The organism is Umboniibacter marinipuniceus (assembly GCF_003688415.1).
GTDB lineage: Bacteria > Pseudomonadota > Gammaproteobacteria > Pseudomonadales > DSM-25080 > Umboniibacter > Umboniibacter marinipuniceus.
In genome coordinates this window covers 123,474-141,347 of record NZ_REFJ01000005.1, presented here as the reverse complement: position 1 = coordinate 141,347, position 17,874 = coordinate 123,474, and the positions used below count along the sequence as shown (strand labels likewise).

General features: G+C 49.2%; 11 protein-coding genes. 3 read left to right on the top strand and 8 right to left on the bottom strand.

The genetic code is table 11. The annotated features are described in order from the left end of the window. Nucleotides 1–92: 92 nt before the first annotated feature. The 3 genes from DFR27_RS10590 to malT all read right to left on the bottom strand — a co-directional run bounded on the left by DFR27_RS10590 (nucleotide 93) and on the right by malT (nucleotide 6,004). Nucleotides 93–1,463: an alpha-amylase family glycosyl hydrolase gene (locus DFR27_RS10590; RefSeq protein ID WP_121877437.1), complete on the bottom strand. Its 1,371-nt coding sequence runs from the start codon at nucleotides 1,461–1,463 to the stop codon at nucleotides 93–95. 67 nt (nucleotides 1,464–1,530) lie between these two features. Next, on the bottom strand, nucleotides 1,531–3,162 hold the full coding sequence (locus DFR27_RS10585; protein WP_121877436.1) for an alpha-amylase family glycosyl hydrolase: 1,632 nt from the start codon (nucleotides 3,160–3,162) through the stop codon (nucleotides 1,531–1,533). A 133-nt stretch (nucleotides 3,163–3,295) separates the two neighbouring features. Further along, the gene (gene malT, locus DFR27_RS10580; RefSeq protein WP_121877435.1) at nucleotides 3,296–6,004 is read right to left on the bottom strand and encodes an HTH-type transcriptional regulator MalT; all 2,709 of its coding nucleotides are present in this window, start codon (nucleotides 6,002–6,004) and stop codon (nucleotides 3,296–3,298) included. Between the two features lie 205 nt (nucleotides 6,005–6,209). Here malT and DFR27_RS10575 point away from each other — a divergent pair, with 205 nt between their 5' ends. After that, a complete protein-coding gene (locus DFR27_RS10575) occupies nucleotides 6,210–8,609 on the top strand; it encodes a glycoside hydrolase family 31 protein (RefSeq protein ID WP_121877434.1) in 2,400 nt (799 codons plus the stop codon). Next, nucleotides 8,606–10,483 carry an alpha-amylase family protein gene (locus DFR27_RS10570; RefSeq protein WP_121877433.1) on the top strand — a complete coding sequence of 626 codons (1,878 nt, stop codon included), beginning with the start codon at nucleotides 8,606–8,608 and terminating at the stop codon, nucleotides 10,481–10,483. Before DFR27_RS10575 ends, DFR27_RS10570 begins: the two co-directional genes overlap by 4 nt. 242 nt (nucleotides 10,484–10,725) lie before the next feature. Here the strand turns inward: DFR27_RS10570 and nagK are convergent, their stop codons facing one another. Next, on the bottom strand, nucleotides 10,726–11,616 hold the full coding sequence (nagK, locus tag DFR27_RS10565) for an N-acetylglucosamine kinase (protein WP_121877432.1): 891 nt from the start codon (nucleotides 11,614–11,616) through the stop codon (nucleotides 10,726–10,728). 184 nt (nucleotides 11,617–11,800) lie between these two features. On the opposite strand from nagK, the gene DFR27_RS10560 reads away from it, so the two are divergent. After that, nucleotides 11,801–12,820 carry a LacI family DNA-binding transcriptional regulator gene (locus tag DFR27_RS10560; protein WP_170150843.1) on the top strand — a complete coding sequence of 340 codons (1,020 nt, stop codon included), beginning with the start codon at nucleotides 11,801–11,803 and terminating at the stop codon, nucleotides 12,818–12,820. Between the two features lie 113 nt (nucleotides 12,821–12,933). Here the strand turns inward: DFR27_RS10560 and tdh are convergent, their stop codons facing one another. The 4 genes from tdh to DFR27_RS10540 form a co-directional block, all read right to left on the bottom strand. Continuing rightward, nucleotides 12,934–13,959 (bottom strand): L-threonine 3-dehydrogenase, encoded by a 1,026-nt coding sequence (tdh, locus tag DFR27_RS10555; RefSeq protein ID WP_121877612.1) that lies wholly within the window; start codon nucleotides 13,957–13,959, stop codon nucleotides 12,934–12,936. Nucleotides 13,960–13,967: 8 nt separating this feature from the next. Next, nucleotides 13,968–15,161, bottom strand: coding sequence for a glycine C-acetyltransferase (locus DFR27_RS10550; protein WP_121877430.1), 1,194 nt, complete (start codon nucleotides 15,159–15,161; stop codon nucleotides 13,968–13,970). A 460-nt stretch (nucleotides 15,162–15,621) separates the two neighbouring features. Next, a complete protein-coding gene (locus tag DFR27_RS10545; RefSeq protein WP_121877429.1) occupies nucleotides 15,622–15,939 on the bottom strand; it encodes an ArsR/SmtB family transcription factor in 318 nt (105 codons plus the stop codon). Further along, entirely contained in the window at nucleotides 15,940–17,712 is a 1,773-nt protein-coding gene (locus DFR27_RS10540) for an SLC13 family permease (RefSeq protein ID WP_121877428.1), read from the bottom strand. Between the last annotated feature and the right edge of the window lie 162 nt (nucleotides 17,713–17,874).

Sequence of the window (17,874 nt, the reverse complement as noted above, 5' to 3'; positions counted from 1 at the left end):
TGGTAGCCTTTTTTTTAAAAGCTATTATTGGTAGCTTTTTATAGAAATTAGCGCCGTCCTGAAGCACTGGACATTAGTGATCAACGCAGTGGTTACGGAGCCGAACAGACTGCATCTTCCCGTAACAGCACCAGACCATGGGGTGGCAGCGAAATGTCAACGTCACCCCACCAACCAAGCTCTACCACACTGCCATGACCCGCCAAAAGATCACAGTATTCCGAACCACTAAGCTGCGGATCCCAGCTTACTGACTTAGTCTCGTTGGATACATTAACTAACACCCGGCCTGGTCCATAGCTAAACGCCAAAACTTGATCATCGAGATACTCCAGCTGCTCAGGTTGAGCACCACCTGCCGCACGACGAAGCTGGACAAACTGGCTCACTATTGGGTCCCGATGCCAACACGTCCATCCCTGTTCACAAGATACCTGAGCCTGCGAGGGTAACGCATCTCGGTTTTCAAACTGGTATCCAGAGAGTACCTTGGGGTAACCGTAGCCCAACGTCAGAAGCAGCGCCTCACCTAGCTGTTTTTGAGCAATTGATAATGGCTGAGTATGTCGCTCGGTATCATGATTATCCACGAAGGTCACAGCCATATCAGCCGATAAATCCGACTCCCCGCGCCAATAGCTCGCTAAGTCCGAGAGATCACCGTTTATAGCCGAATAAATTGCACCGCGAGTGGCGAAATCGGTGACAGGGGCGATCGCCGCATACGTTGAAGGCTGTAACGCAGTTTCTGCCGAGGGATCGCCAATGACTTCGAGAAAGACATTCGGCCCACCTGCGAGCTCCAAGATCGCTGCTACGTCTGCCGCCGACATGTGCTTAGCCGCATCAATACGCATCCCATCGAAGCCAAGCTCACTAAGCTTTCGTAGGTACGCCGCCAACAACTCGCGGACATAGGAATCAGACGTATTTAGGTCTGGAAGCGCTCCAAGCCGACAATTCTGGACCTCATCCGCATTGCTGTAGTCCTCAATGGTACAGATGGGGTGGTGATAGTGACTTTCATCAAGACCAGGATGCTGCATAATTTCCCAAGGTGTTCCGGCAGTACCAACTCCTTGCTCGCCGTAATCGGCCGTATGATTAATCACCGCGTCGGCATACACTTTGATACCTGCCGCATGGCAAGTCTCAATCATTGAGCGGAGCGCTTCTTCGCCACCACTGAATGATTCGAACTTCGAAAAATCGACCGGCTGATATCTCGCCCACCAACTTGGGTGGTCAATGTGTTCAATAGCAGGTGAAACTTGAATCGCGTCATAACCTAATCCAGGTAAATGATCACGACACTCGGCTGCAATATCTTCCCAACGCCATTCAAAGAGATGAACAAATGTATTCGGATTAGCCTTTGGGGCTGACTGATCGGCTACCGCATTTACCCCTGTGATTGCAGTGATTACGGTCATCAAAGTTGAGAAAAGTAGGCGTGTTTTCATTGCCAAATCCTTAATAAAAAAAGGGATGGTAACGAATAGATACCATCCCAAAGCGCTAATGGGAACGTTACGCTAATTTTAAAACAACTGCGCCACTTGGGGGGAGAACTACCGCACTTGGTGATACTTCATGGGCATAGTTATCGGGGGTCAAATTCTCAGCACCCGCGGTGAATAAGGGGTAGCTCTGTTGAGTTGCCCCTAAGTTGAGAATGATAATGTATCGGTGACCATCAATATCACGGTAGAAAGCAAGCAGCTCTCCGGTGTCCTCAATCAACTCGAGATCAGCCATCTTGAGCCACTGCTGTTGGTTCTTCCAATTCACCACCGAGCGGAAACGATGTAATAGGCTGGAACTATCGGCCTCCATCACATCAACTGAGCGTTCAATGTGCTCCGGGACTACTGGTAGCCAAGGCTTAGCTGATGAAAAGCCCGCATTCGCTAACGATGAATCCCACGGCATAGGAGTCCGACAACCGTCACGCCCCTTAAATTCGGGCCACAGGTTGATTCCATATGGGTCTTGTAAGTCCTCAAAGGCAATCTCGGCTTCGCTAAGCCCAAGCTCTTCGCCCTGATAGATACAACTATTACCGCGCAGTGTGAATTGCATCAACCAGAATAGCGCCGCTCGGTCTTCCTTAGCGGCTTGATCTAGCTCATCGGCGTTCCAACGCGTAATGACTCGCGGTACATCATGATTACCAATACTCCAGCAAGCCCACCCTTTGGTAATCAGATCATTCGACTCACGAATAATTCTGCGGAAGAACTCTGCGTCGCAGTCTTCGGCGAGTAGCTCGAAGGAATAGGCGCAGTGCAGGCGATTATCCGTTGTATATTGAGTCATGACATCAATCATATTGTCATCGCCAATTTCACCCACTGCCATGGTGCCCGGGTATTCATTCAATACCGCGCGAACACGCTGTAGGAAGGCTGCGGTTTCCGGCTGAGTTTTGTCGTTCACATGCCATTGGTAGTCATACTGGTTTGGTGGAATGCTGTCACCATACTCCGCAAGGCTGGCGTACTTTGGTGGATTATCCTCGAGGCTCTGGTTGTGGCAGCAAAAATTGATCGCATCCAAACGAAAGCCGTCTACACCTCGGTCCAGCCAAAAACGTAAGTCAGCAAGCAGTTGCTCCTGCACCTCTGGATTGTGCACATTCAGATCAGGTTGTTCCGTCAAAAAGTTATGCAGGTAGTACTGATTACGACGCGTATCCCACTTCCAGGAAGATCCACCGAATACCGAAACCCAGTTATTAGGAGGATTCCCATCCGGCTTGGTATCCGCCCAAACGTACCAGTCTGCCTTTGGGTTATCTCTACTTTGACGGCTCTCTTCGAACCAAGCATGTTGATCTGAGGTGTGACTATAGATTTGATCAATAACTACTTTTAGTCCCTTAGCATGGGCTTCGGCAATTAATTCATCAAAATCCGCTAAGGAGCCGAACATTGGATCTACGTCACGGTAGTCTGCTACGTCATAGCCAAAATCAACCATCGGAGACTTGTAGAACGGGGACAACCAGACTGCATCAACGCCAAGCGACTGAATATAGTCGAGTTTAGCGGTAACACCTTTAAGATCGCCGATACCGTCGCCGCTCGTATCATTGAAGCTGCGAGGATAGACCTGATAGATGATGCCGTTACGCCACCATTCGGGTGATTGCAGAGCCATACTTGAACCTTTATGAGTTTTCTTCTAAGTGTCACCATAGTAACAACCCAACTAACTACCGCATCCCCCACGAGGGGGGGGATAGTTGAACAAAGTATGGTTTAAATCACCCTTAGTTTCGAAAAATTTACTTTCACGCCTGCTGAACGGCTAAAAGAAGTGTCTCAGCTAACTGCTTGGCGGCGGATCGATCTTCCACGCCCAGCTTTTGATAGAGGCTGCGAATATGCGTTTTGATGGTACTTGGCGCTACTTCAAAATGTTCGGCGATCTTGGCATTGGAAAAATCGAGATGGATGAGGTTAAAGACTTGCCACTCGCGAGGTGTAAGTGGTGACTGCCTAAGAATCTCCGGAAGCTGCTCGCTCTGTAAAATTTCCTCGATAACACTCGCATCAAGGTCAATACGAATTCGGCCATCAAACTCACGATGTCGCTGGGTGATGCCAATGAGTTGCTCCGCAAGGTCTGCTTCACTCACCGACAGCTCGGCATCTTTAATGAGCCCTTTCAACATCAAAATCAATGGCTTTCCGCAGCGCAAAAAACTGGCGCGAATTCCCGTCCCAAGAGCCATGGCGAGCGCGCCGTGTAACGCCTGAATCGACGCCTCTCGATTACCCTGCTGCCATTCAAAGTAGGCCTCGATAATGGCGTTCTTATTGAGTTCAGTCACCAGCTTAAATTGCTTTGCAAAACGATTCAGACGCTTGATCAGTCGGCCTGCATCGGCAAATCGTTGTAGAGCAATCATGGCCCGAATCACGTTGCGACCATGGCGCTGCTCAAAGTGATTAGAGGGCGCCTCATTTACACTCAACGCTGAATCCAGCCACTCCTCAATCGCAGCGGTATCACCTAGCGCCTCCCAAATTGATAGGCGCGCGTAATCGGCATTGACGACCCAGTCCAAGTGATAGCGTTCGCGACTCAAAAGATCACTTAATTTATCTAACCAGGCTAAACAGCTCTCCTTATCGGCTTCGGCAAGCGCGATATTTGCGAGCAGTGAATACTCCTGTAACAATCGGCTCTCACCAAGATGCTTATTGGCCGCCAGCCCCAAATTAATACGTTCCTTGGCGCGCTCGAGGTTGAGCGACTCCCAATCCTGCTGCGCCCCTAAACGGAAGATAAACTCGCCCACCGGCAACATATGTAAGTGATGCGCTTCAATCAGTTCGCGTGCTTTGTTCTGACACTGTACTGAGAGCGTAGGCTTACCTTGCGCGAAGGCAATCTCCGCCTGCTGACTAAGCGCCCATACCGCATCTGGAAAATCCTTTTGTAAACGAGAACGACGCTCTAGCTCACTCATACGCGTAAAGGCCTCGTTTAAACGTCCCAGGCAAAACGCTGACTCACCCATGACCAACGACGCAACGGTATGATCAATTTCCGATTCATCGAGAAGCTGCAGGGCTTCATCCGCGTATTCTCTCGCTTCGACAAAGTTACCGCGAGCGATGGACATTTGCGCCCTAAGCGTTGCAAACGCGCCTTCTACACCCTGCCATTCGTCAGCTAAGTTTAAACGAATATAACGCTCTCCTAAGGTGAGTAGATGCTCCACTTTGTCATATTCATACTGAGCTTGAGCAAGTTTAGCGCCAAGAACCGTTAAGCTCGGTGACGCCACTATGCGTGCTTCGCCAATGAATTCAAAGCACCTTGCCAAGGTCCGATAGTGCCCCTTTAGCAAAAGCGTTGACGCATAGCGCTGCATAATTTCCATCACCGACTCTACCGACTTTAACGCCACGGCATGAGTAAGGGACTCCAGCGGATCTTCCAGCGCCAGCCAAGCTTGTAGCGCGGCTTCATGTACCGCAACCCGTTCACTAGAAGTCAGTGAGCGCTCTAGGAATTTGGCAAAGACAGGATGAAATCGAAACCAGGTTCTGCTGCGGTCAATAGGGCTTAGGAACAAACCGCGATGATACGCGGATGTCAAAATTTCTTGAGCGCGCGGACTACCGCTAACCTGCTCTGCCATCTCACCGTCAATACGACGAAGCAGACTAACGCGAGCAAGTACCTGTCGCGTCTCGTCATCCAATTTATCGAGCACCTCTTCCGCCAAATAATCTAGTAGGTGGCTATGCCCGCGCTCAAAATCCGCAAGGAAGGCATCAACGTCGGATTCACTATCTACCGACAGCGCGAACAGCTGAACCAAGGGTGCCCACCCTTCACTCAGTTCCTGTAATTGAAGTAGCGCGGGTTCGGGGAGGCGAAAGCCTAAACGCTTATATAATAGCTCCGCTGTCTCGTCTGCAGTCAGCGCCAGTGCGTCATCGTTGATTTCAATTAATCGATTGGACACTCGGTAGCTCGCCAGACCTAAGGACGGCGTACTTCGACTTGTGAAGCCAAAGCCAATACCCGCGGGCGCGTGTTTTAAAAGATACTTAACAGCAGCCTCTACCTCCGCATTATCAATAACATGAAAATCATCAAAGACAATCCTCAGCGGTGCCGACAGACTGCGTAATTCTTCGAGCATTTCAGCAATCACGGCGCGAATATCCACCGCTGACTTTGCTTCGATAATAGCTCTGCTTCGAGGAATACCATTGCCAGTGGCTCGGTGGACAGACTCAACCAAATAGGCCAGAAAGTGACGACCTTCGTTATCATTTTCGTCCAGCGAATACCAAGCTACTAAAGAGTCTGTTGCCTCAATAAACGAGGCCATTAAGGTTGTCTTCCCGAATCCTGCTGGCGCAACAATAGAGATCACTTGATCATTTTTAGATTGCAGCAATGCCGAAGTGAGTCGATCTCGATCAAGCATAAGATCGGAGACATCGGGCAGACTAATCTTAGAGGTTAACAGCATGGGCAAATCCTAAGGTACCGATTATTTATTATTCTAGTTATGAATGCGCCCCCACTGGGAGGAGGCAGAAAATCGCGCTAGCTCATATTATCATAAACATCATGACAACCAATCTCACTCCGCCTGCGCAATATAAACAAGCCGTAGAGATTTGGGAAGTCAACTAGAATGTATTATTCGCTGCAATCACATCAAGGACCGCTCAATGTTGAATAGACTCTCGTCCCTCACCCTAGCCGCCATACTCGTCCTAGCGGCTACTGCGACGCACTCTGAGCAACTTGTTAGTCACGAAACGTCCACCGCAGAGCTTACACTCGCTACGGATGAGGGTTTCTATGTCTTAACCCTGCTTCACGACAACGCCATTCGTGTGGACTTCAATCCAAGCTCAATAGCCCCTCCCCCTTCCAGAGCTATCTCGCCCAAACTGTCAACGGCTCACGCCCGTTTGAATGAAGAGAATCAACAACTGGTATTTGGTTCTGAGTCAATTCAGGCGGTGATCACCCCTAGCCCTTTTAGCATTAAGTTCCTCCGCGATGGCGAGACGCAGCTAACTGAAGTCCTCAATCTTCACAGCGAATCGAACGCAAGCAGTGCCAGCTTTTCGCTCACCAACAACGAAGTACTTATGGGTGGAGGATCTCGCGTTTTGGGAGTTAACCGTCGAGGCCATCGACTTCCGCTATACAATCGGGCTCACTACGGATTTGAGACGCACAGCGAGCAAATGTACTACTCGTTACCATTGGTGCTTTCAGACAAACACTACGCGATTCTTTGGGACAACCCTTCTTCGGGGTGGTTAGATCTTGATAGCAAGGCAAACAACCAACTGAACTTCAATAGTGAGCACGGTTCAGCGTCCTTTGTGATTATCACTGGCGGATCATTGCAGTCGCTGGTTAGAAACTACGTTAAAACTACCGGTTATCAGCCCCTTCCGCCGCGCTGGTCGCTTGGACTCTATGCTTCTCGCTTTGGTTATCACTCCGAGCACGAGGCCCGCAAAGTAGTCTCCGCCTTCGCTGAGCATGACTTTCCGCTTGATGCTATCGTGCTGGACCTCTATTGGTTTGGTAAGGAAATGAAGGGCACCATGGGAAATTTGGAGTGGGATACCGATAATTGGCCCACGCCAGAAGCGATGATTGCCGACTTTCAGCAGGCTGGGGTAAACACCGTACTCATTACCGAACCGTTTATCCTGACCAGCTCCGCGCAATGGGACAATGCTGTTGCGGCCAACGCTCTGGCGATCGATGAATCCGGGGCGCCAAAGACTTTCGATTTCTACTTCGGTAATACCGGGCTAGTAGATGTCTTTTCAACCGCCGGCCAGAATTGGTTTGCTCAGGTATATAAACGCTTAGCTGGCTATGGTGTGACCGGATGGTGGGGCGACCTAGGCGAACCGGAAGTGCATCCAGCAGATAGTTTCCACCTTAGCGATGGTGGTTTAGTACCCGCCAACGCGGTTCACAACGCCTATGGCCATCAATGGGCTCAATTACTTGACGAAACACTTCGCGATGCGCAGCCAAATCAGCGCCCGTTCATCATGATGCGAGCTGGTTACGCTGGATCCCAGCGCTTTGGCCTTATCCCCTGGACTGGCGATGTGAATCGCACATGGGGCGGACTACAATCGCAGATTGAGCTCTCGCTTCAAGCAGGCCTTCAAGGCTTAGCGTATATGCACTCGGATATCGGTGGCTTTGCCGGTGGCGATGTTTTCGATCCTGAGCTTTACGTGCGGTGGTTCCAATACGGCGTTTTCCAACCGGTACTCCGCCCCCACGCCCAGGAAAATATTGCCTCAGAACCCGTATTCCATGATAGCGCAACGCAAGCGTTAACACGCCCCTATGCGAAGCTTCGCTATCGCCTGTTGCCCTACCTCTATACGCTTTCATATCTGAATAGCACCCTGGGGGACCCGATGATGCGCCCCATGAGCTTCATTAGTCATGACCCAAATGACCTGCTCTCCACCTCTCAATATCTCTATGGTGACGCGTTTCTTGTTCATCCAATTACCGCAGACCAGCAGCGCAGCGCCGACATTAAGTTGCCCAGCGGCAGTCATTGGTACGACTTTTGGTCCAGCGAGGTATTTTCGGGCGGCCAAACTATTAAATATGAGGCTCCTATCACTAAGCTACCACTGCTTGTTCGCGGCGGCTCGTTTATCACCATGACCCGAGAGGACATTGCTAATACCTCGGCATACCGAGGCGACGAGCTAGATGTTCACTTCTATTTCGATCCCGAGGTCGTTTCGAGCAGCGCACAGGTTTTTGAGGACGATGGTCTAGACCCGAATTCAATTAGCAATCAGTCATTCGAACTTATTCATCTCACAGCAAGCCACGACGGATTAGCTCTTCAGGGTGAAATTTCAAGCCAAGGCAAGGGATACGCCGGGATGCCCGAGCAGCGCAATCTTCGTATTGTTATCCATGGCATTAACGAAGCCCCAGCTGAACTGACTATCAATGGTGCTTCAGCACTCGCCGCCTTTGACGACCAAGCAAAAACTCTGTCATTTTCATTGGCACACTCGCTTCACACTGAAACTCAATGGGAACTGAAGTTATGAGTATCAAATCCTCTCGTCTAAGTCTACAAGCCCTTCTGGCGGCGTTTATGATCGTTGGTTGCGGCGAGGATAGAACGGATCCGCAGCAACCACCGCATACTCAGGAGGAGCAAACTAAGGTGGTGGTTTATCAAGTCTTCACGCGCCTGTTCGGCAATACCGAGACCGCGAACGTCCCTTGGGGAACGATTGAACAGAATGGCGTTGGCAAGTTCAGTGACTTCACACCGGAAGCACTTGAAGGGATCCGTGAACTCGGAACCACGCATATCTGGTACACCGGAGTTCCTCACCATGCTGTTATCCGAGATTATCGCGATATTGGTGTTAGCCTTGATGACCCCGACGTAGTGAAGGGGCGTGCTGGATCGCCGTATGCGGTAAAGGACTATTATAATGTTAATCCGGATCTCGCCGATGACCCTAGCAGGCGTTTGGAAGAATTCGATGCACTTATTTCACGCACGCACGATGCAGGAATGAAAGTAGTCATCGATATTGTTCCGAATCATGTTGCCCGGCGCTATGAATCAATTTCGGCGCCCGAGGGGATTGAAGGCTTTGGTGTTAACGATGATACCTCGGTGGTTTATGCGCGCGATAACAATTTCTACTACATTTTAGATGAGGCCTTTATTGTTCCCGATGCCATTAATGGCGAACAACCGCTGGATGGCGAAGCGCATCCTCTCGCCGACGGTTTCTTCAGCGAGACGCCAGCTAAATGGACGGGGAATGGCTCGCGACTCGCGCAACCACATGCCAATGATTGGTACGAAACGGTCAAGATAAACTACGGCGTTAGACCTGACGGAAGCTACGATTTCCCCTCGCTTCCCAGTGAACTGACTGGTGCAAACTACCGTGAACATCTGGCGTTCTGGGAACAGGTAGATGTTCCTGATTCCTGGCTGAAGTTTCGCGATATAACCCAGTATTGGCTCGCCCGCGGTGTGGATGGGTTCCGCTATGATATGGCCGAAATGGTGCCGGTTGAATTCTGGAGCTATCTGAACAGTCATATCAAAGCAACCAACCAAGACGCCTTTCTCTTAGCCGAAGTCTATAACCCGGCTCAGTATCGAAGCTACCTCCAACTTGGGCTGATGGATACCCTCTACGATAAGGTAGGTTTCTACGATACGCTAAAGCCGCTTATGCAGGGACAAGGCTCAGTCTCGGAGCTCTTTGCCATCCACGAAGCCGTTGCCGATATTAGCCCTTCCATGTTGCACTTCTTAGAGAACCATGACGAGCAACGGATCGCGAGTGACGAGTTCGCCGGAACACCCCTAGCGGGAAAGCCGGGGATGTTAGTATCAACCACCATCTCAAGTTCACCTACGCTACTCTATTTCGGTCAAGACGTTGGCGAGGATGGTATGCTTGATGCGGGCTTCGGACGTAAGACTCGAACCACCATCTTTGATTACTGGGGCGTACCCGCTCACCAACGCTGGATGAACGGTGGAGCCTTCGACGGTGGTCAGTTAACCGAACAGGAAGCTGCGCTTCGGGCGTTCTACACCACACTCATGAACTTCACGGTGAATAGCTCCGCCGTAATGGGAGAAATGATTCCCCTGCACCAGGCCAATTTGCAGGCCAACTCGGGCTACGGTGACCAAGATATGGCTTTCGTGCGAAAACTTAATTCGGACTGGTTTATCACAGTCGCTAGTTTCCGACGCGAGGCTTCAGCCTATACACTAAAAATACCCGAAAATGTCCGCCTAATGCTTGAGATTGACGCTCAGACTAAGTTAATAGACAAACTAAGTAATGAGCCGATTGACGTTAGCATTACCACTCAAGGCGCTGAAATTAGTCTTGAGCTGGAAGCGTTTGGCGGTCTAATCATTAGCCCACAATAGGGGGTGGCGCGAAGCGTTGGCGGAGATTAGGAAGTTGGGGTGTATTGATCATTTGCTATCGAGCTTTGACCATCAAGCTTTGACCATCAAGCTTTGACCATCAAGCTTTGAGCTTTGAGCTTTGAGCTTTGAGTTTTGAGTTTTGAGTTTTGCATCCATACTGCAGGACTTTCCGTTGGCCTTCACCCATAAAAAAAGCGAAGTCAGAGACTTCGCTTTTTTTATCTTCCAGTTCGATGTAATTACTTCGCGGCGTAATGCTCACGCGCAAAATAAACAGCACCTACTTCGGGCTCTTCTAACGTGGTTTCAACAGTTTGCTGAACACGCTTATCCATAAACGGCAGCACAATTGGTGCTAATCCGCCAACCATTGAAAATCGTTTAGGCGATTGATCAAGCAGCCTCAAAGCCAGCCTAGATAGGTAACCCGCACCTTCCTCAATCACTTGAAGGGCTACTTCATCGCCCTCTTCAGCAGCCTGGAAGACAACGCGTGCCAACTGTGCAAAGTTGCGGGCAGGCTTATTGGCCATGACTTCCATAATCCCTAGATGATGACTGATTGAAAACCTGTCCAGCAGAATATCTAGCATTTTAGTGGGAGGAGATAGCTGATCCGCCGAGCTAAGCGCCAACCTAACCGCCTGTAGCCCAAACCAAGCGCCACTTCCCATATCGCCCTGCAAGAAGCCATGACCGCCAAGAATAAAGTGGTCTTCACCCTTTACACTAATACCGATTGAGCCCGTACCAACAATCATCACCGCGCCATCACTACCTTTGTGAGCACCGATACAAGCTGTATGAAGATCCGTTGTTAAATGAAATTCAGCGAAGGGATGCGACCAAGCCAACATCTTATCTCTGCCAGAGCTAAAATTAACGCCGGCTAAACCAGCTCCCGCAATTAGGTCCGGCATCAAACTCCGATCGAGTTTGGCATCATCCAAGGCCAGCTCAACCGATTCAACAATCGAGCTAATCGCCGTTTCATAGTCATTCATCGGATTAGCTGGGCCAGATACGCCGGTCCCTAAAATACGATTACTCTCATCTACGATAATAGAACGACATTTACTGCCGCCGCCGTCGATGCCTACAAAGAGGGGCTGTGTTGAATTTGTCGACATTTACTACTCCGATATTTTGCTTAGGTCAAAAGCTCACGTGGGCCTTCTTAGCCTAGCTTCTTTTTATAGGATGGCAGAAGTTTAACGCTAAACTGACAGCGCTGTCATTTACTTTTTTACAATTGAGTAAAATTCCACTACATTGGCTACATATATTGATTTACTAACTGCAATTGGGGATGTTTTGAGAGCTACTATTGATGACGTTGCAGCGCTAGCTGGCGTTTCGATTAAGACCGTTTCACGCGTGATGAACAAAGAGGCATCCGTACGAGAGACCACTAAGGATCGCGTATTGAAAGCGGTAGATGAACTCAACTATCGTCCGAACGCGGCCGCTCGTAGCTTTGCGTCAAAGCATTCATTCACCATTGCCTGTCTCTACCAAAACCCGAATGCCTACTATGTCACCGACCTTCAAACTGGCCTATTGAATGTACTGCGCAAGAATAACTACGAGCTCGTGATCCACCCTACTTCATTCGAAGATAATTGGCAGGATCTAATTAGCTCGCTAAAGAATCAAGCCCGCGTAGCGGGAGTGGTCCTTACTTCTCCGTTTTCAGAACACCCTGAATTTTTGGCCGCATTGGAGAAGGCGCAGATTCATTATGTGAAAATCATTTCAGCGCCACCGCCCAGTGAAGAAAGCGCAGATTTAAGCTCAGTGTTTGTTGATGACTTCGATGGTGCTCGTCAGGTAACTAAACATCTTATTGAATTAGGGCATAGGCAAATTGCCTTTATCAAAGGCTCAATGGACCACTACTCTACTCAACAACGCTATGCCGGCTATTTATCGGCCTTAAGTGAGGCTGCTATTCCAGAGCCCAGCTCTTTAATCGTCTCGACTGAGTACACCTTTGATTCGGGACAAAAGACAGCGCTCGAACTACTTTCAAGAAGTCATAAACCCAGCGCGATTCTTGCAGGTAATGATGAAATGGCCGCCGGTGTGCTCTCCGCCGCTCGTAAGCTCTCATTGAATTGCCCTGGCGACCTGGCCATTGCTGGCTTTGAAAATAGTCCGTTCTCTAAGCAGAGTTGGCCGCGCCTCACCACCGTTCACCAAAACAACATCTACATCGCTGAATTGGCGGCTCAGCGCCTTCTTGATATTGTCTCGCAGTCTAACAAAGAACTTCCAACGCTCTGCTACAACCCAAGAATCATCAAGCGCGAATCGACCTTAGGCGAAGATTGAGCCTTTGGAATAAGGACTCGCCTGAATAGCAGGCCCTTTGAATAAAAAGCCCCGACAACCGAGTTATCGAGGCTTAATTGCAACTGCTTGGCAAAGCGAGAAATAGAATGCCGCTAGTCCCAGTTGAGAATGACCTTTCCACACTGACCACTCTCCATCATTTCAAAGCCTTGCTGGAAATCATCTACGTGATAGTGATGTGTGATGATCGGATCCAGATCGAGGCCGCTTTGTAACATACTCGCCATTTTATACCAGGTCTCGAACATCTCTCGGCCATAAATGCCCTTGATGAACAAGCCTTTAAAGATCACTTCATTCCAATCAATTGCTAATTCTGAACTCGGGATACCGAGCAGTGCAACGCGACCGCCGTGATTCATTTTCGACAGCATATCTCTGAAGGCATGACCGTTACCTGACATCTCTAAGCCCACGTCAAAACCTTCATCCATTCCGAGGTCAAGCATGACATCACTAAGCGACTCGTCACTCACATTCACTACCCGCGATGCACCCATCTTCTCGGCTAATGCTAAGCGATACGGATTGATGTCTGTGACCACAACATGACGCGCACCAACATGGCGAGCTATCGCCACAGCCATAATTCCAATCGGCCCCGCACCGGTAATCAATACGTCTTCGCCCACTAAGTCGAAGCTCAGGGTTGTATGAGCAGCGTTGCCATATGGATCAAAAATGGCGGCCAAGTCATCGGAAATATTATCCGGTATCTTAAACGCATTTACCGCTGGGATGGCTAAATATTCGGCGAATGCGCCCGGAATATTAACCCCAACACCTTCAGTATTACGGCACAGGTGGCGTTTTCCCGCGCGACAGTTACGACAATGACCGCAAGTAATATGGCCTTCCCCAGAAACACGATCGCCTAACGCAAAGCCAGACACCTGAGAACCCAGTTCAACCACTTCGCCGACAAATTCATGGCCCACATTCATCCCAACGGGAATTGTCTTCTGTGACCACTCATCCCACTTGAAAATATGAAGATCAGTACCACAAATGGCGGTTTTTCGAATCTTAATCAGGACGTCATTAGGGCCACAACTTGGCTTTTCAATTTGCTGCATCCATAAGCCACGTTCGGCTTTTGCCTTAACTAGCGCTTTCATTGTTGTCATTAGATAATCCCCATCTCACGTCCAACTTCGATAAACGCATCAATTGCCTTATCAACCTGCTCTTTGGTATGAATAGCAGACATCTGTGTCCGAATTCTCGCCTCGCCCTTCGGAACTACCGGAAAGGAAAAACCAATAACATAAATACCACGTTTTAAGAGTTCAGCGGACATATCTGCCGCCTTCTTCGCATCACCAATCATCACCGGAATAATAGGATGATCTGCGCCCGCTAAGCTAAAACCTGCTGCGGTCATTCGGCTGCGAAAATGAACGGCATTAGCCTCTAACTGAGCTCGACGTTCCGCGCCGGAGGCAATCATCCCCAGAACATGTCTGGTTGCCGAGGCGATGGATGGCGCTAAAGAATTAGAGAAAAGATAAGGGCGTGAGCGCTGGCGGAGTAAATCAGTTACCGACTTCCTCGCGGCGGTGTAGCCTCCCGATGCCCCACCGAGTGCTTTACCTAGCGTACCGGTAATGATGTCTACACGTTCCAACACATCGCAATATTCATGTGAACCCTTACCATTAGCGCCAAGGAACCCAACCGCGTGCGAGTCATCTACCATGACCATGGCGTTGTACTTGTCAGCCAAGTCGCAGATGGACTTGAGGTCAGCGATGACACCATCCATTGAAAATACGCCGTCTGTGGCGATCAGTTTGAATCGAGCTCCTGCTTCATCGGCTGCTATTAACTGCGCTTCTAGGGCTTCCATATCATTATTTGCATAACGGAATCGCTTCGCCTTACATAGGCGAACACCGTCAATAATCGAAGCGTGGTTTAGCGCATCGGAGATAATAGCGTCTTCCGGTCCAAGGAGAACCTCGAAGAGCCCACCGTTAGCATCGAAACAACTCGCGTAGAGCACGACATCTTCGGTACCCAAAAAAGCTGCGAGGTCTGACTCTAACTGCTTATGCACATCTTGAGTGCCGCAGATGAAACGAACCGAGGCGACACCAAAGCCGTAATCTGCCAAGCCTTCCTGACCCGCCTTGATGAGTTCCGGATCATTGGCTAAGCCAAGATAATTGTTCGCGCAAAGATTGATGACTTCACCCGTTTTTTGGACGTTAATCTCAGCACTCTGTTGCCCAGTAATAATCCGTTCACCCTTGAATAGCCCCGCGGCTTTGATGTCCTCAAGCTCAGTACTCAGGTGCTCGTAAAACGCAGATTTCATCATCATCTCCCACTCAAAATTAACGCCAATTGCGACTATTTTATCCCCAACCAAGATAAATAGACAATTAAATAATCAACTACCATCAGGCGGGTAAATATTCTCTCCTCCGCCAACAATTAAAGAAGGACGTAAAAATCGAAAATACCTCCGGTAGCAGTAGCGCTTTGACTTTAAATGTAGCTCAAAGCTGCGGAAAACGAAGGTATAACTCGCGGCATAGTCAAATCAGGTGGCGGTCGCTAACGAATAGGGTTCCATCCATAAAATCAGAATTAATTACCTAATTGGTGAACTTTGTTGCGATTACGCTGTCTTATTATTCAGATACCCGCTCGATATGAGTATCTCTCCCCCAAAAAAAGAAACGGCCCAGTTATTTTACTGGGCCGTTTCTTTTTATCATTACTTTCCTACTGCCTCGTTTAACAAAGGAAATATTCAGCTAGTTATAAATTCGCTAGTTAAAGTCCTCTGGCTGACACACTTCTTCCTGAAGGGTTGCTAACAACGCCACTACCCTCTTATCCACTAAGCGGTAATGCACTTCTGTGCCTTTACGATTCGTCGCCACCACATTGGCTTGCCTAAGACTGGCCAGGTGCTGAGACAACGCTGATTGAGAGAGCGGTAGCATTGCCTGAAGCGCACTAACTGACATCGGTGTTTCATGTAGATAACACAAAATAAGCAATCTACGTTGGTTCGACATGAGCTTTAGTAGTGCCGCAGCTTCTTCACTTCGTTGCTCTAACAATTTCGGCTCAATACTTGGCATTTACAGCACTCCTAGATAAAGGGCGAGACTGATGATGATGGCGTAAGACAGAGTTTGCCAGACCCCTACTGTAAAGTAGTCCCGCGTTCGGTACTCACCAGATGCTTGAACCAGCGTGTTTACCTGCGAGCTCGATAGTACAAAGGTATTCGATACGGCAATCGCAACTCCCAGCGCTAGCGAATTCACATCGAGGTCCATCGCCACAGCGACTTGCGCTGCCACGGGAATCATGACGGTGGCAGCGCCAACATTAGTCATTGCCATACCGGCAACTAACGCGAAGAACGAGAGGAATAAGCACATCTCGAAAAAATGCATCCCATAAAAGAAGTGTTGAAGCATATCTGCTAAGTAGGCAGCACTACCTGAAAAGGAGACCGCAGAGCCTATCGGGATCATCGCTCCTAAGAGGGCTACCGTAGACCAATTAACCTCTCGTATCACGTCCTTAAAATTGAATAGCTTCGCCGACACCATCCAAGCGACACCCAAGCTAAAGGAAAGTGAGGATGGAACTTCGAGGAGTAAACCAACCGCTGCGATAAGCAAGCCAATGATTGCATGCGGAGCTTTCTCACGGTTATACGGCGTTGGCGCAGTACCAAGTAACCATAACTCTCTCGGTTTGTTGAACCGAGTTAGGTTGTGCCAAGCAGCGTAACCGTAAATCATGTCACCTTCGCGCAATCTCTGGTTGCGAAGGTTATATTGTTTTAGTTTTCCGCCGGAAGAAATCACCAACGGCGCCACACCGTAATTCTTACGAATACTCACATTACGAATTCGCTGCCCGGCCAATGGAGAACCAACTGGAACCAGCATTTCAACAAAGTCTGCGGTACCGGCCGAAAAAGCACTGGGTTTGAGCTTACAGCTATTGATCCCCGGTTCTTTAATCAAATCGGCGAGTTCTTCGTCGGTAGCAAAGACGGCAATCACCGTTGAGCGCGGAATAGAATCATGCCTATACGGCGTGTAAATCCACTTTCCATCGCGAAGGTAAGCCGCGACCGTCACTCGAAATATTCGTTCAAACGAACCAAACTTCCTTCCGACGAAGCGACTATGATTATCAATCGTTACGCCTCGTAAGCGAGGCCGAATACTATACTGATCACCTCTGCTCAATGACTTAAGTACCGATCGGCTCGGCAGGAAGCGTTGGCCAATAAGCAAATGAATCGCTATCGCCGCCAAGAGAATCGTTAGACCCGTGGTAAATGGCGCTAAGAAGCCAATCGAAAGATGCTCAACGGGAATCAAATCCTGAACCAAAATTAGTGGTGCTGTACCAACCAGCGTCATCGTTCCGCCTGCCGCTGCAGCAATAGCGATAGGCATTGCTAACCGAGAAATCGAGATCTTTAGTTGCCGAGAAAGTACCGTGGCGACGGGCAGGAACAAAGCTACCACGGCGGTATTTTGGATTACCGCTGAGACTATCCCTGCAACCAACATCAGAAGGCCGGTAACTCTTAGTTCATCATTGCGGCCGTGCTTAGCAATCCATCGGCTAACACTATCCATTAGGCCTGCCGTTTGCAAACCTAACGCTACCAGCATCACTGCGATGAGCGAAATCACTGCATTAGAAGAATAGCCATCCCAAAGATTATGAATGTTCGGCAGGAGATTTAATCCAAAATAACTGGCGATTCCAAGCACCAGCATTCCCGCTAACGCGACAGACTCCGAGCGAAATCGCCCCACTAGAAATAGGACTAGTAAGCAACTAACCAAAGCTAGCGTAAAGAAAATGCTGGGAGTCATTGATGGTCCGCTGAGAAATTAAGTGTCAAATTCTAACATTAGCTAAATCTAAAGTATTCGTCGCAATTTTTATACAAGTAATCACATAGTTAGCGCGTATTTTTGCGGATGGTACACACTCCATAAAATTGAGATTATAAATCCCGCAAGCAGTAGCAATTC